The following is a 13314-nucleotide window of genomic DNA, read 5'->3' on the forward strand; positions in this document are numbered from 1 at the left end:
TAAAATGCTTTCTGAAAATCCCCTAACGTATCATAAGCTCTAAAAAAGGCCCTCATCTTTTGCAATCAATGCAGCTTGTGTACGATTTCCAGCACCAATTTTTCGGTAAAGGGTTTTCACGTGCAGTTTGATAGTGGGCTCTTGTAAATCCAAATCACGCGCGATTTCCTTGTTTGATTTACCTTGCGAGAGCCCTTCTAAAACCTGCAGCTCACGGCGTGAAAGTTTTTCAGCCAATGGATTTGGGGCGGCAGCCTCATCTTCGGCAGTCATAAAATCAATGGGAGCATATTTCTCACCCATAGCCATGAACTTTATGGCGTTAATAAGAGATTTTGCCGATATAGTTTTGGGAATAAAGCCGGCTGCCCCTAAAGCGAGGGCTTCTTCCGCAATTGAGCGTGTTGCAATTCCGGACATCAAGGCGACTTTTTGATCGCCATTATGGGTTAACGCACGTTTCAGGCCCGTTAATCCTGACATTCCCGGCATATTATAGTCCAGCATAATAAGGTCAAAAGGACCTTGCGCATCCACAATCGCTAAAGCTTCATCTAAATCAGAAGCGGTCACGGTTTCGATACTGCCTTCTGCCTGTACGAATAAAACAAGCGTATCCTTTAGTAAGTCATGGTCATCAGCAATTAGTATTTTCATCTATCAACTTTCACTTTTAACAACAGCATCTCCCCTAAGGTAGATAATGTGACAAAATAGTCTTAAAAACAACCTCAAATGCTTCCTCAAGGCTCTTAATAATAAGAGCACAACTATCCGATAGCACTGGGAAAAGGCCCAAAAGGCTTGTTTGAACTTAAGGCACCTCTTTGAATCAGGTTTTATTCTGGACGAGATCACAACAGTTCCAACATTGAAATTTTATAATTAAATCAATTAGTTTTAAAGGTATGTATGAGCCTATAATGGAGGAAAGACTTTGAGTGAACGCCAAAATGACATGATGCCAGTAAGTTGGACTACCGAAAGTCATGTTTTCATACGTGCATGCGCCCTATTATTTGGTAAATATGATTATATGTATAAAGAGCTATTGCGAAGTTAACGTGTATTTTTCATTATATGACCCACTTTGCTATTCGCCTAACTAACTCTAATTATATTGAAGGGTAATAAATGGAATCTCAAAACTCAAACTTAATTAATGTTGATCAATTATCTGAACTCCAACGGCAATTGGGATCAGACAGCACTGTTATTTTAATCGATAGATTTAAGCTAGAGCTAGAAGGCTTAATCAGCCAAATTTCAAATTTCGAAAAAGATCAGGATGATTTTGAAACTCTTATTGGTAGTATTCACAAATCAGCAGGATCCTCAGCAGCTTTAGGCATCAGTGGGGTGCAGCAACAGCTAAACATTATGGAAACAATGGCTAAGACCGGAAATGCAACTGAGGTTTTCAAAGAACTTTCTAGGTTGATGGAGATTTGGCAGGCAGCAAAAGCTGCCTTAATTATAAAAAGCCTTATGCAACCCTAGAGGCAACTTGTCGAATTTGGTTTTACAAGTCGTTTTTGGGCGGTTTTTTCATCTTTAGCTAAGCGATAAAACTTTGAATTAATGGAGGATAAAATGCAAGTCGCCAAAACAGAGTTGGATGGATCGAAACCTCTACGACAAGCATCAGACATAATGAAATTAGCACGCATGGGGTCTTTCCATCAAACAAGGCTTTCATTTATGCGTGTGCTTCTTAGGCGTGCTGCATCAGAAAACTGGACCTTTGAGAAATCTCTTTTTGACATTAACTCACAAGGCGTTGGACGGGCGATATACACCGCCAACACTGGAAAACACCGATATTCCCTAGTGGCATTTGCCAACGACTTGCCACCCGAAAAACGTTCAGACCGTGTCATAGCCTCCGAATGGGATGCAAGCTTCGCCCTTTTTGATGGCGTCCCCACACTTTCTGATCTTGACCGGTTAGGAAAAAACATACCAGTTCAAGAAGCTGGCCGAGTGTCGAAGAAAGAGTTGAGCCTTTCTCGGGCAAACCGTTCTGTTCGGCTTTGGGATCATGTTGTCAATTCGTTGGCTGTCGGGGATCAGCCCAAGTTAAACTTAATTGAGGAAGTCGGATATTTAATGCGTACCACGGCGGTATACGGCTCAGGAAAATTTGGCGCCGCCGACCGGGAAACACTATTGGAGCGCCCAGAATTTCAAGGCTCTTTTCAAGTTGAAATGCTTACGGTCTACCTGATCAGAACTTTTGTAATGGATTTGGTAGAGCATATGGCGCATGCAAAAGCTCCGGAAACGGCCGTAAAGTTGAAGCCTTCACTTCGCCGCAAGTTTGGTATTGGCAACTCAACTGGTCTAGGTATGGCCCCTTTTATAATTAAACATCCAATGCTTTTGAATAACTGGATTGCAGCCAAAGAAGAGGCTTTAGCAAGAGTGCGTAGCGTGGAATTGGTTGCACCAGAAGATTTCCAAATGTTTAAATCCCTTTTACCAAGAGTCATAAAGAACATTGAGACTTGGCAGTCAGAGCATCCTATTCAAAGAAAAAAACTGGCGTCTTTAGAGCAAGATCTTGCTATTTTAAGTCTGAAAATCACCAATCTTGATCAAACCACAACTTTTCTTTGGGACAGTTTATATTACTGGGCTGAGAAAGAGCTTAGTCTCGAAGGTCAAGAGCTGCTTGTCTCACTTATGTTAGAGCCCTATGGGGATATGATTGACGGCTTAAGTCACTGCATGAGCGCTGATGAAACCAAAGGATTTCGCATAGATGGGTCTATGACCATCGGAAGATTAAGTCAGATACTTGATACAATATATGATTGGGCTCTTAAGATTGATTGGAGCAATAAATTAGCTAATGCTCGTGCATGGTACGTATCAGAAGAAAAGCTTGAGCCAAGACTAGGTGAGCGGTTTGAGGAAGACATCGCAGATTACGAACAACCTTTGCAGCCCGGGCGCGATGCTGCTGCTCTTTACATGGCTCTGGAAAATTGGAGCGACCACGAAAAAATAGCAGCGTTCTTGGTGGCGCATCCAGAACATCGACATACTGTGCGTCGTTGCCAAATCGTCTCAAGGTTTGAATTTGCAGAAATTCGTGACAATACAATTGATGCAAAGATGCTTCCAATTGACTTATTAAGAGCAAAGCTTTCCTTTTTTGGGGCAGGCCATTTTGATCCACGCTCAGATCGGTGGGTGCGCATTAACATGTTCAAAGGTGCGCCATTTCCGAGTGACCTCCCGAACGAAGCAATTGATGACTGGGTCTATCCTGTTTTGGAGCCCTAAGTGAACTATTCCTTAAATGAATACGAAGCGCTTGCGTATAAGGCTGCGCGTGGCTGCGGACTCGCATGGGGTTTAGCCGAAGAAGCTGGAAAAGCCGTTAGAACCTTATCCGCACTAGGTCTTGAGTCTGCTCCGATTTTGCTAGAGGCACTGGAAAACCCATCAAAGCAGAGTGTCCTTGAGGTAGGTGCACAACTTTGTGACTCACCCGATGAGTTATCTCAAATTACGTTTCCCAAGCCCGTGAACACGCCGGGGATTCTTCTTGCCTTTATTGCTTTATCCACCGCTACATCGGATCAATGCTATTGCTGTAAATGGGAAAACTTTGAAGCTTATATAAAAAACCAAGAGCTTTTTGCCGTGACTTTAGAAGGATTTAATGTCACAACCACCACCTCACTTTCGATTGGGATTGCAAAGACCCCGCAAGGACAAAAGCAAGTTGCCCTCGATAGAGCAATAATCTCAGATCATCACTACGCAAAACTGACAGCTTTGGCATTCAATACCTACGCCCCTTCGACAGAAGCCAGCCGGATCTCTGGTGCTGGGGCCGGATTAAACGACAATGACTAACTTATATAATTGGCACAGCGCTAAAACCCATCTTTCCAATAGCCCTCGGCTGGGCCAGAATAAAAACCCCGCCATAAAGGCGGGGCTCATAAAGCTTATGTAAGCTGTTAGACTTTAGGACTTTTTATACTTGATCGGCGCCCATATCCGCTTGTTTGTAAGATATAGCAAGCCTGACAGGATCACCAAGATAAACACACCAAGGAAACCTGCATACTGGCGCGCCATCATTTTTGGTTCAGCAGCCCACATTAAGAAGGCCGCAATATCCATAGCTTCATGTTTCAGATCATTTGAGTGACCATCATCAAATTCTATATCCCCACCTGTCAAAGGAGGCGCCATTGAAATCCAACCGCCGGGGAAAGCCGTATTTTCATATAGCGTAACGCCTGCTTCCACTTTTTCTTTCCCGGTGTATCCTGTCAGAAGAGAGGCAATATATTCTGCACCGCCCATACCATTGATCAACTGACTAATGCCTGTTCCATAGGGACCATGAAATCCTGCACGCGCCTTGGCCATCATCGAAAGATCAGGAGCACCAACGCCATTGACTTCGGGAAAATGATCCACAGGCTTGGCTTCTCTAAAGTCTTCCAAGTCTGCATCATAGACTTCAAAGTTCTTTGCGTAGGCACGCACCTGATCTTCGGAGTAATGCGGGCCACCCTCATCAGCAAGGGTTCGGATCGGCACATACTTCAAACCATGGCACGCCGCGCAAACCTCAGTGTAAACTTTAAGTCCACGTTGCAGTTGCGCTTGATCAAAGGTTCCAAAAGGCCCTTCGAACGAGAACTGATAATCCTCAATATACTGCTCTCCGCCACCTGCTGCAAGGACACCGGATATAGACAGGGCCAATGCTGCAATAGTGCTCAGAGTAATTTTCTTGAACATAGGTTTCTGCCCCTTTTCTTATTCTGCAGGTGATGCATCTTTTTTGCCATACTGCGCGTCAAAATCTTCTTCTATCGTAGTGGGTTGACGAAGTGGTTTTTCCAACACACCCAATAGAGGAAGTATCACAAGGAAGTAGGCAAACCAGTAGGTCGCCGCGATCAATGAAAAGCTTGCATATGGCTCTTCTGCGGGCATTGCTCCCAACCACATCAAAAAGATGAAATCTAGTACGAGCAGTGCAAACCACCACTTCAACATCGGGCGATACCGCGCAGACCTAACAGATGAAGTATCCAGCCAAGGTGCCAGCGCCATAACTGCGATAGCTCCGAACATGGCTAACACTCCAAAGACCTTTGCGTCTATAATTCCGCCAGTGATAAAGCTTACAAACTGCACAACCCAAACCTCTGCTGTGAACGCGCGCAAGATTGCGTAAAACGGCAAAAGATACCATTCCGGCACGATATGGGCAGGTGTCACCAGAGCGTTGGCTTCAATGTAGTTATCTGGGTGTCCCAGATAATTTGGCATAAATCCAACGATCGCAAAAAAGACTGTCAAAATTATAGCAAGTGCGAACAAATCTTTCATCACGAAGTAAGGCCAGAAAGGAACAGTATCTTTTTCCGCTTCTTCTTTCGACCCACGCCGCACTTCGACACCTGTCGGGTTATTGTTCCCCGTCGTGTGAAATGCCCAAATGTGTACGATAACCAACCCGGCAATCAGAAATGGAAGTAAGTAGTGTAAACTGAAGAAACGATTTAAAGTCGCGTTGTCCACTGCCGGGCCACCTAGTAACCAGGCCTGCAACGGTTCACCTATAAATGGAAGCGCTCCAAAAAGGCCTGTAATAACTGTCGCACCCCAAAATGACATTTGTCCCCAAGGTAGCACATAGCCCATGAATACTGTTGCCATCATCAACACATAAATAATCATTCCAATGATCCATGTGACTTCACGCGGGGCTTTATATGAACCGTAATACAGGCCTCTGAAAATATGGGCATAAACCGCGACAAAAAACAAAGAGGCCCCGTTCATGTGCAAGTAACGGATCATGTGGCCGCCATTCACATTTCGCATAATATGCTCAACCGACGCGAACGCCATATCCACATGCGGGGTGTAGTGCATCACTAGCACAATTCCCGTTATAATCTGAAGTGCCAAACAGAACGTCAACACAATACCCCAGATCCACATCCAATTGAGGTTCTTGGGGGTTGGGAGCATCAAGGTATCGTAAAGCAGTCCTACAATCGGCAGTCGCTTATGTAACCATTTTCCACCAGAAGATTTTGGTTCGTAATGGTCATGAGGAATTCCAGCCATACTAAACGCTCCTTAACCAAGTTTGATTGTGGTTGAGTCAACAAATTTTGCCACAGGCACCTGAAGATTTTCGGGGGCCGGGCCTTTGCGAATACGGCCTGAAGTATCGTAATGGGATCCGTGGCACGGACAGAACCACCCATGGAAATCTCCAGCACCATCACCAAGGGGCACGCAGCCCAAGTGGGTACAAACACCCATCATCACAAGCCATTCACCTGTTTCGTCCAGAGCGCGGTTTTGGTCAGACGCATCTAATTCAGGCGCGTTTTTGTTTCGCGCAGAGACGTCGATCAGTTCTGCCATTTCCACAGCACGGGCTTCAGAGATTTCTGTTTCAGTTCTGCGGCGGATGAAAACTGGCTTGCCGAGCCACTTTACCGTCAACTGCGTTCCCGGAGCAATTTCCGAAATATCAACGCGAATCGACGACAGCGCTTTAACGTCGGCTGATGGGTTCATTTGGTTCACCAAAGGCCAAACTGCTGCGCTTGCCCCTACTGCGCCTGTGCCCGCCAGGGCATAATAGAGGAAGTCTCTGCGTGTGCCTTCGTGATCGTCTGCGTGTGACACGAGGTAAGCTCCATTTGTTAGCTGGGCTTAGCGCCCTATATTTCAATCTTTGACCTTTGGGTCATAGCCTTATGAACAGCTATTGGCTAGGCTATTTAACGAGGCTTGCGCCCTGCGTCTAGCACAGGTTACTACCCGCGCCCTTTTAGCGCGGATGTGTCGCAATTTTTATGCTGATTTTGTCGCTTTACAAGCAAATCAGGCCTTAGATTTTGTATCTTGGTCTCTAGAGCAGCAGATGATTCCATTTTAGTATGAGAAAGAAGCCCCAATTAAGCTGAGCCTAGCGCGCGCAATTGAAAGGTTTCTGAGCTCTGATAGGAAAGGTTTCTTTCACGTCCGATTCTTACTCACGAAAAATTGGGTAATTTTGCCGAACTGATCATATCCTGACCAATTTTTCGTAACTTTCAGAGATATCACGGGTCAAGGTACCAACTTCAAAATTATAGTCTCCTATTTGCCCAACAGGTGTCACTTCTGCAGCTGTCCCAGTAAGCCAGCATTGTTCAAACCCTTCAAGCTCATCTGGCATTATGTGGCGCTCAACCACTTTCACTCCTTTTTCATGCAGCATTTGAATAACCGTTTGACGTGTCAAACCGTTCAAGAATGAGTCCGGTTTCGGTGTGTGAACTTCACCGTTTTTAACAAAGAAAATATTTGCCCCGGTGGCCTCAGCAATATAGCCGCGATAATCAAACATCATTGCATCGCTACAGCCTTTAGCCTCTGCTGCGTGCTTAGACATTGTTGCAATCATATATAATCCTGCGGCTTTGGCTTGAGAGGGCGCAGTTGCTGGATCTGGGCGGCGCCATTTTGCAATGTCAAGTTTGGCCCCCTTCATTTTGGCGTCTCCGTAGTAATTTCCCCAGAACCAAACGGCTATAGCCATCTTGACAGGGTTCCGCGCTGAGGCAACACCCATATCTTGCCCCGCACCACGCCAAGCAAATGCCCGCACATAGGCGTCGGTCAAACCATTGGCTTTTAAAGCGGTCTCTTTCGCTTGCTCAATTTCATCAACGGAATAGGGTATATCAAAATCAATTAGCTTCGCAGAGGCAATCAATCTTTTAGAATGCTCACGACTTTTAAAAATTTTACCATCGTAAGCACGCTCTCCTTCGAAAACAGAGCTTGCGTAATGCATGGCATGGGTAAGGACATGTACATTTGCATCACGCCAATCGATTAGGTGACCATCTAACCAAATTTTACCGTCGCGATCATCATAACCACTTTCCATGACATACCCCTTTTTTTGCTCTGCCTTTCTGTAGGCCTTTGCGAAAATTTCAATAATATGTCCGATACGGACATATTATTCCAAAAAAACTGTAAATCGCTAACAGTTGCCTCTTGGAATGTCAACAAGGCTGACATAAACTTTGAATGTCTAATATGCAGGAGGTATTTATGGAGAGCGTCCTATCGCCTCACCATGACAAGGGCCAAGCTTTGCTCTACTTGACCGATGAGCAACTCCGCCAAGGCATTGAAGCAATGTTTTTCGCCTATAGAGGTTTTACCGCTGATCCGGACCGAATATTGGAACAATTTTCTTATGGACGCGCCCATCATCGAGCACTGCACTTTATAAACGGCGCGCCAGGGACAACAGTTAATAATCTACTCAATATTTTGGGAGTTACCAAACAATCTCTAAACCGAGTATTACGCTCTTTAATTGAAGATGGGTTGGTTGAGAGCCATGTTGGAAAAAAAGATCGTCGTAAACGTCATTTATTTTTAACACCTGAGGGCTCGAAGCTAGAACAAAAGCTGTCCAATGCTCAGCGCCTGCGCATGCGCAGCGCTTTTCGTGCAGCAGGGCCAGAGGCAGTTGCCGGTTTTCGCACTGTGCTGGAAGCCATGATGGACCCCAAAATGCTGAATACTTACATCAACATGCGTGATACTGGGAGTTAAAGCAGATGCAAACCCATCTATTGGTTGTTGATGATGATGAACGCATCCGACTGCTTTTACAAAAATACCTAATCAGAAATGACTTTCTCGTATCCATTGCGCGAGACGCAGCGCATGCACGAAGACTTCTGATAGGCCTAGAGTTCGATATGATAATACTTGACGTTATGATGCCCGGCGAGGATGGCGTTAGTCTTACTCAAGACCTGCGCCGAACCGCCAATATTCCGATCTTGCTTCTGACAGCAAAAAACGAGATCGACGATAGGATAGCTGGTCTTGAAGCAGGGGCGGACGATTATCTTGCGAAACCCTTTGAGCCAAAAGAACTGCTGCTCAGAATTAACTCGATTTTGCGGCGGTTGCCCAACCAAAAAGAAGATGGAATTCTGCCTAAATTTATAACCCTTGGCCCAGCCAGGTATGACCTAGAGCGGGGCGAGCTTTGGAACGGCAAGGATAAAATTCGCCTTACTGCAACTGAGGGCCAACTCATGCGAATTTTTGCCGCCAGTGCCGGAGAACCGGTTACCCGCGCGCATTTAGTGAGCGAAATGGGGCGTGGTGCTGATCTTGCGCAAGACAGAGCCATTGATGTTCAAATTACGCGGCTTAGACGGAAAATTGAAGTGAACCCCAAAGAACCCCGATATCTTCAAACCGTGCGCGGGTCAGGTTATATGCTAACAAACGATTAGGGCTTAACGCTCGCCGTGACATAATTCACACTAAGGTCTCGATCAGAAAGCCGCCATTGCCAACTCAAAGGATTGAAAACAAACCCTTTGCGATCAACTGGATCAAGCTTAGCTTGCCGGATCAGTTCTGTTAGCTCATCCGGCGTAATAAACTTTGACCACTGATGTGTTCCTTTTGGAAGCCATCGCATAACGTACTCGGCACCAACGATGGCCATAGCGAAACTTCTTGGGTTACGATTTATCGTTGAGCAAATCATTAATCCACCGGACCTTAGCAACTTTTGGCAGGATGTAAGGTAAGACTGCGGATCTGCCACATGCTCAATCACCTCCATGTTAAGAACCACATCAAACTCCTCAGATAATTCGACAAGTGCTTCTGCTGTCCCCGCACGATAATCAATATCAAGCAGGGATTGCTTTGCATGCATTTGGGCTACTGGAATGTTGCCTTCGGCGGCATCAACGCCGACAACCTTTGCACCCAGCCTTGCCATCGGTTCACATAAAAGCCCACCACCACAACCAATATCCAAAATTCTGAGATCTTCGAAAGGTTTTTCCAAACTTAAATCACGGTTAAACTCTGCAGAGATTTGGCTTAAGATATAGTCAAGGCGGCAGGGATTGAGCATGTGCAAAGGTTTGAACTTGCCATTAGGGTCCCACCATTCGGTAGCCATGCGCTCGAATTTTGCAATCTCTAGCGGGTCGACAGTCGAATTTGAGGCTTGCATATTTTGCTCCGTCTGGTCATTTGCACACATAATCTAATATATAGGTTCACATGGACAAATTCTCAGGTCAAAAACGCGCAGCTCAGTATTTATACGCTCCAATTGATCCTTTTGCGCATCAAATGCTTGATACTGGTGACGGTCACAAGCTTTATGTCGAACAATGTGGCAATCCAGATGGCATACCGGTCGTTGTGTTACATGGCGGACCTGGCGGTGGATCCAGCCCAATGATGCGGCGGTATTTTGATCCAGAAAAATTTCACGTTGTGCTTTTCGATCAGCGCGGTTGCGGTCGATCAACCCCAAAAGCCAGCGTCAAGAACAATACCACCTGGCATCTTGTCAAAGATATGGAATTGATCCGCGAAACGCTGGACCTTGACAGATGGGCAATATTTGGGGGTAGTTGGGGTGCCACCTTGGCATTAATTTACGCACAGGCGCATCCCACCACGGTCATCCAACTCATTCTACGCGGTATCTTTTTAATGACCAAGCGGGAACTAGATTGGTTTTATGGGGGCGGCGCTGGTCAGTTTTGGCCTGATGCTTGGGGGAAATTCATAGAAAACATCCCGACTGATGAACATTCTGATCTTATCGCAGCCTACCATCAAAGGTTGTTCTGTGGAGATTTAAGAACTGAGATGCAGTTTGGGCGCAGTTGGGCAACATGGGAAAATGCATTGGCTTCGGTTGCTTCGAATGGTCAAGGAGGGACGGCACACAGCGACTATGCTCGTACGTTTTCGAGACTGGAAAATCACTATTTTATCAACAATGGGTTTTTGGATTTTGATGGTCAAATAATTGCCCAGATGGATAAGATTGCCCATATCTCAGGTTTCATTGTCCAAGGGCGTTATGATATGATTTGCCCACCCAAAAGTGCTTGGGATTTAGCAAAAGCCTGGCCCAAGTCTGACTTGCGGATGATCCGCAACGCCGGGCATGCCATGTCTGAGCCAAGTATAAGCTCCGAATTGGTTCGTATTATGGATTTAATTGCCGAGATGGCTGACTAGCTGTTTTCCTTTTGTAAAATGCAGGCCAGCTTAACCGGCGTAATATCACACATTTTTAATTTAGGTGCTTGCAGCTGGATTGGTCCTTCTTGAAAAACTTTTGCAGCGCTATTATCAAGAATTTCCGCACCCAGTCCACTTGTGAGACCAGGCGAAAATCCCAATATTAGGATATGTCCGAACAGGAGTTATTATGCCTCAAAGAAACATCGCCGCAATGGATTTTTTACTCAATAGAAGATCTCGGCCAGCAAAGACGCTTGCTGTGCCAGTTCCCGATAAAGACGAAGTCATGCAAATTCTAAGGGCTGCTGCTCGTTCTCCTGATCACGGAAAGCTTGAACCTTGGCGTTTTATCATTCTCAGCAAATCCACCCTTTCTAAATTGGGAGATTTGGCAGAAGAATGCGCTTTGGGCGAAAACCTAGATGAAGATTCTGTTGCCAAAGCTCGAAAACAGTTTGATCAAGGCCATCTGGCAATTGCAGTGATTGAGGTGCAAAAAGAATCAGATAAAATTCCTGCAATTGAGCAAACATATTCTGCAGGTGCTGTCTGTCTTGCGCTGCTGAATGCTTCGCTTGCCTCTGGATGGGGCGCGAATTGGCTTTCTGGATGGGCATCACATAACCGAACTTTTGTAGAAGAAGGCTTTGGTTTAGATAGCAATGAACGGGTCGCCGGGCTAATTTATCTTGGAACAGAAACATCGTCCCCCCCGGAACGCCCCAGGCCCCAGATAGAGGCTATCGCAAAATGGCTTTAGGACAAATTTTTGATGCCTTTGGGAAATCTTTGGCACAATTGCCCGATCCAGCTCTCGCATCCATTTTGATTAAAAGTATTGCTCTTACAATTGGGATTTTAGCTGCCCTTGCCTTTGGGGTCTCTTACGGCTTTGGTTCTTTATTTGAAGAGAGTATTACTTTTCCGTTTTTAGGCGAGGTGACATTCCTTCGCCAGTGGATGAGTTGGGGAAGCTTTTTGCTCCTCATAAGCCTTTCAATTTTTTTGATGATACCTGTTGCAGTCTTTATTTCGTCATTCTTCTTGGAAAATGTGGCGCACGCTGTTGAACTAAAACACTACCCTCATTTGCCGCCAGCCATAGAAAGTAATTTTGCGGATTCGCTTAAAGCCTCGATTAATTTCTTAGGCCTTGTTCTTGCGGTGAACCTATTTGCGTTGATTTTGTACTTATTGTTTTTTGCTTTCTCGCCTGTGATTTTTTGGGCCGTGAATGGATATCTTTTGGGCCGTGAATATTTTCAAATGGCAGCAGCGCGCCGCATTGGGCACAAGGCGGCAAAATCTCTTCGCCGTAAATACGCCGGACGTATCTGGCTAGCAGGGATTTTTATGGCTGCACCCTTATCGGTGCCTTTGGTTAATTTGCTGATCCCAATTCTAGGGGCAGCAACATTTACCCATTTGTTTCACCACTTGTGGCAGGGGTCATCCGATTAAGAAAATCTATGTCACGGATAGTGATGACGCCAGAAATTATAGTGCCGGCAATCACCGCCCATAAAAGTGCAGAAATTCCAGTTGTTATCCAAGCTTTTTTCTTAAGTTGGTGAATTTCAGGTGCGCCTGCATGAGTGCCCGGGACCACATCCCCAAGGTCACCTTGTGTTTTTAGGCGTATGGGGATCACAACTAAAAACACCATGAACCAAATCACGGCGTATAGAACAATCGCGGAGGTTATTGACATTTACTGCCCCGTTTCAAACATTTAACTTTGTTCTAGCTCAATTAATGTTCCGTTAAAGTCCTTGGGATGCAAAAATAACACTGGCTTGCCATGAGCTCCTATTTTTGGGTCTCCAGTTCCTAAAACACGAGCTCCAGTAGACTTTAGATGATCCCGGGCCTCCAAAATATTCTCAACCTCATAACAAATGTGATGAATGCCACCTGATGGGTTTTTATCGAGAAAGCCCTGTATTGGGCTGTCTTGCCCCAATGGATAAAGCAATTCAATTTTCGTGTTAAGTAGCTCGATGAAAATTACAGTCACCCCATGGTCTGGCTCATCTTGGGGGGCGCCAACAGTTGCCCCAAGTGCAACCCGGTATTGTTCTGCAGCTGCCGCAAGGTCAGGGACAGCAATGGCAACATGGTTAAGTCGACCAATCATATTTTTTCCTCACATATGTGAAGCCTTATGCGCTTCACGCTCAAATTTCGCAACCCACACTGCCTATGTGTGCAGAATTA

Annotated in this window: 16 protein-coding genes; 8 read left to right on the forward strand and 8 right to left on the reverse strand. The window is 45.5% G+C overall.

Translation table 11 applies throughout. From position 1 onward, the window contains the following. Nucleotides 1-39 precede the first annotated feature (39 nt). Nucleotides 40-657, reverse strand: coding sequence for a response regulator (locus GN278_14960; protein XAT61947.1), 618 nt, complete (start codon nucleotides 655-657; stop codon nucleotides 40-42). A gap of 477 nt (nucleotides 658-1134) precedes the next feature. On the opposite strand from GN278_14960, the gene GN278_14965 reads away from it, so the two are divergent. From GN278_14965 to GN278_14975, 3 genes are all read left to right on the forward strand, one after another. Then, nucleotides 1135-1500: a hypothetical protein gene (locus GN278_14965; protein XAT61948.1), complete on the forward strand. Its 366-nt coding sequence runs from the start codon at nucleotides 1135-1137 to the stop codon at nucleotides 1498-1500. Between the two features lie 93 nt (nucleotides 1501-1593). After that, nucleotides 1594-3291: a hypothetical protein gene (locus GN278_14970; protein ID XAT61949.1), complete on the forward strand. Its 1698-nt coding sequence runs from the start codon at nucleotides 1594-1596 to the stop codon at nucleotides 3289-3291. Continuing rightward, complete coding sequence (locus GN278_14975; GenBank protein XAT61950.1) at nucleotides 3292-3870, forward strand: DUF3726 domain-containing protein; 579 nt, start codon at nucleotides 3292-3294, stop codon at nucleotides 3868-3870. Nucleotides 3871-3984: 114 nt separating this feature from the next. On the opposite strand, the gene GN278_14980 is transcribed toward GN278_14975, so the two are convergent. The 4 genes from GN278_14980 to GN278_14995 all read right to left on the reverse strand — a co-directional run bounded on the left by GN278_14980 (nucleotide 3985) and on the right by GN278_14995 (nucleotide 7942). Further along, nucleotides 3985-4773: a cytochrome c1 gene (locus tag GN278_14980; GenBank protein ID XAT61951.1), complete on the reverse strand. Its 789-nt coding sequence runs from the start codon at nucleotides 4771-4773 to the stop codon at nucleotides 3985-3987. Between the two features lie 18 nt (nucleotides 4774-4791). Then, complete coding sequence (locus GN278_14985) at nucleotides 4792-6117, reverse strand: cytochrome b (GenBank protein ID XAT61952.1); 1326 nt, start codon at nucleotides 6115-6117, stop codon at nucleotides 4792-4794. A 12-nt stretch (nucleotides 6118-6129) separates the two neighbouring features. Further along, nucleotides 6130-6690, reverse strand: coding sequence for a ubiquinol-cytochrome c reductase iron-sulfur subunit (petA, locus tag GN278_14990; protein XAT61953.1), 561 nt, complete (start codon nucleotides 6688-6690; stop codon nucleotides 6130-6132). Nucleotides 6691-7072: 382 nt separating this feature from the next. Next, nucleotides 7073-7942 carry a branched-chain amino acid aminotransferase gene (locus GN278_14995; GenBank protein ID XAT61954.1) on the reverse strand — a complete coding sequence of 290 codons (870 nt, stop codon included), beginning with the start codon at nucleotides 7940-7942 and terminating at the stop codon, nucleotides 7073-7075. 170 nt (nucleotides 7943-8112) lie between these two features. On the opposite strand from GN278_14995, the gene GN278_15000 reads away from it, so the two are divergent. Further along, the gene (locus tag GN278_15000) at nucleotides 8113-8625 is read left to right on the forward strand and encodes a MarR family transcriptional regulator (GenBank protein XAT61955.1); all 513 of its coding nucleotides are present in this window, start codon (nucleotides 8113-8115) and stop codon (nucleotides 8623-8625) included. Nucleotides 8626-8630: 5 nt separating this feature from the next. Further along, entirely contained in the window at nucleotides 8631-9323 is a 693-nt protein-coding gene (locus GN278_15005) for a response regulator (protein XAT61956.1), read from the forward strand. Here the strand turns inward: GN278_15005 and ubiG are convergent. Next, nucleotides 9320-10063, reverse strand: coding sequence for a bifunctional 2-polyprenyl-6-hydroxyphenol methylase/3-demethylubiquinol 3-O-methyltransferase UbiG (gene ubiG, locus GN278_15010; protein ID XAT61957.1), 744 nt, complete (start codon nucleotides 10061-10063; stop codon nucleotides 9320-9322). The two genes, GN278_15005 and ubiG, sit on opposite strands and share 4 nt — an antisense overlap. Before the next feature lie 50 nt (nucleotides 10064-10113). Here ubiG and pip point away from each other — a divergent pair, with 50 nt between their 5' ends. The 3 genes from pip to GN278_15025 all read left to right on the forward strand — a co-directional run bounded on the left by pip (nucleotide 10114) and on the right by GN278_15025 (nucleotide 12558). Beyond that, nucleotides 10114-11091 (forward strand): prolyl aminopeptidase, encoded by a 978-nt coding sequence (gene pip, locus GN278_15015; GenBank protein ID XAT61958.1) that lies wholly within the window; start codon nucleotides 10114-10116, stop codon nucleotides 11089-11091. A 193-nt stretch (nucleotides 11092-11284) separates the two neighbouring features. After that, nucleotides 11285-11857: a nitroreductase gene (locus GN278_15020; GenBank protein ID XAT61959.1), complete on the forward strand. Its 573-nt coding sequence runs from the start codon at nucleotides 11285-11287 to the stop codon at nucleotides 11855-11857. Next, nucleotides 11848-12558, forward strand: coding sequence for a hypothetical protein (locus GN278_15025; GenBank protein ID XAT61960.1), 711 nt, complete (start codon nucleotides 11848-11850; stop codon nucleotides 12556-12558). The genes GN278_15020 and GN278_15025 overlap by 10 nt, the downstream gene beginning before the upstream one ends. Here GN278_15025 and GN278_15030 read toward each other — a convergent pair. Continuing rightward, complete coding sequence (locus GN278_15030) at nucleotides 12515-12808, reverse strand: DUF1467 family protein (GenBank protein ID XAT61961.1); 294 nt, start codon at nucleotides 12806-12808, stop codon at nucleotides 12515-12517. The two genes, GN278_15025 and GN278_15030, sit on opposite strands and share 44 nt — an antisense overlap. A gap of 21 nt (nucleotides 12809-12829) precedes the next feature. Further along, nucleotides 12830-13234: a methylmalonyl-CoA epimerase gene (mce, locus tag GN278_15035; GenBank protein XAT61962.1), complete on the reverse strand. Its 405-nt coding sequence runs from the start codon at nucleotides 13232-13234 to the stop codon at nucleotides 12830-12832. Between the last annotated feature and the right edge of the window lie 80 nt (nucleotides 13235-13314).

This window comes from Rhodobacteraceae bacterium Araon29, from assembly GCA_039640505.1.
In the GTDB taxonomy this organism is placed as follows: domain Bacteria; phylum Pseudomonadota; class Alphaproteobacteria; order Rhodobacterales; family Rhodobacteraceae; genus CABZJG01.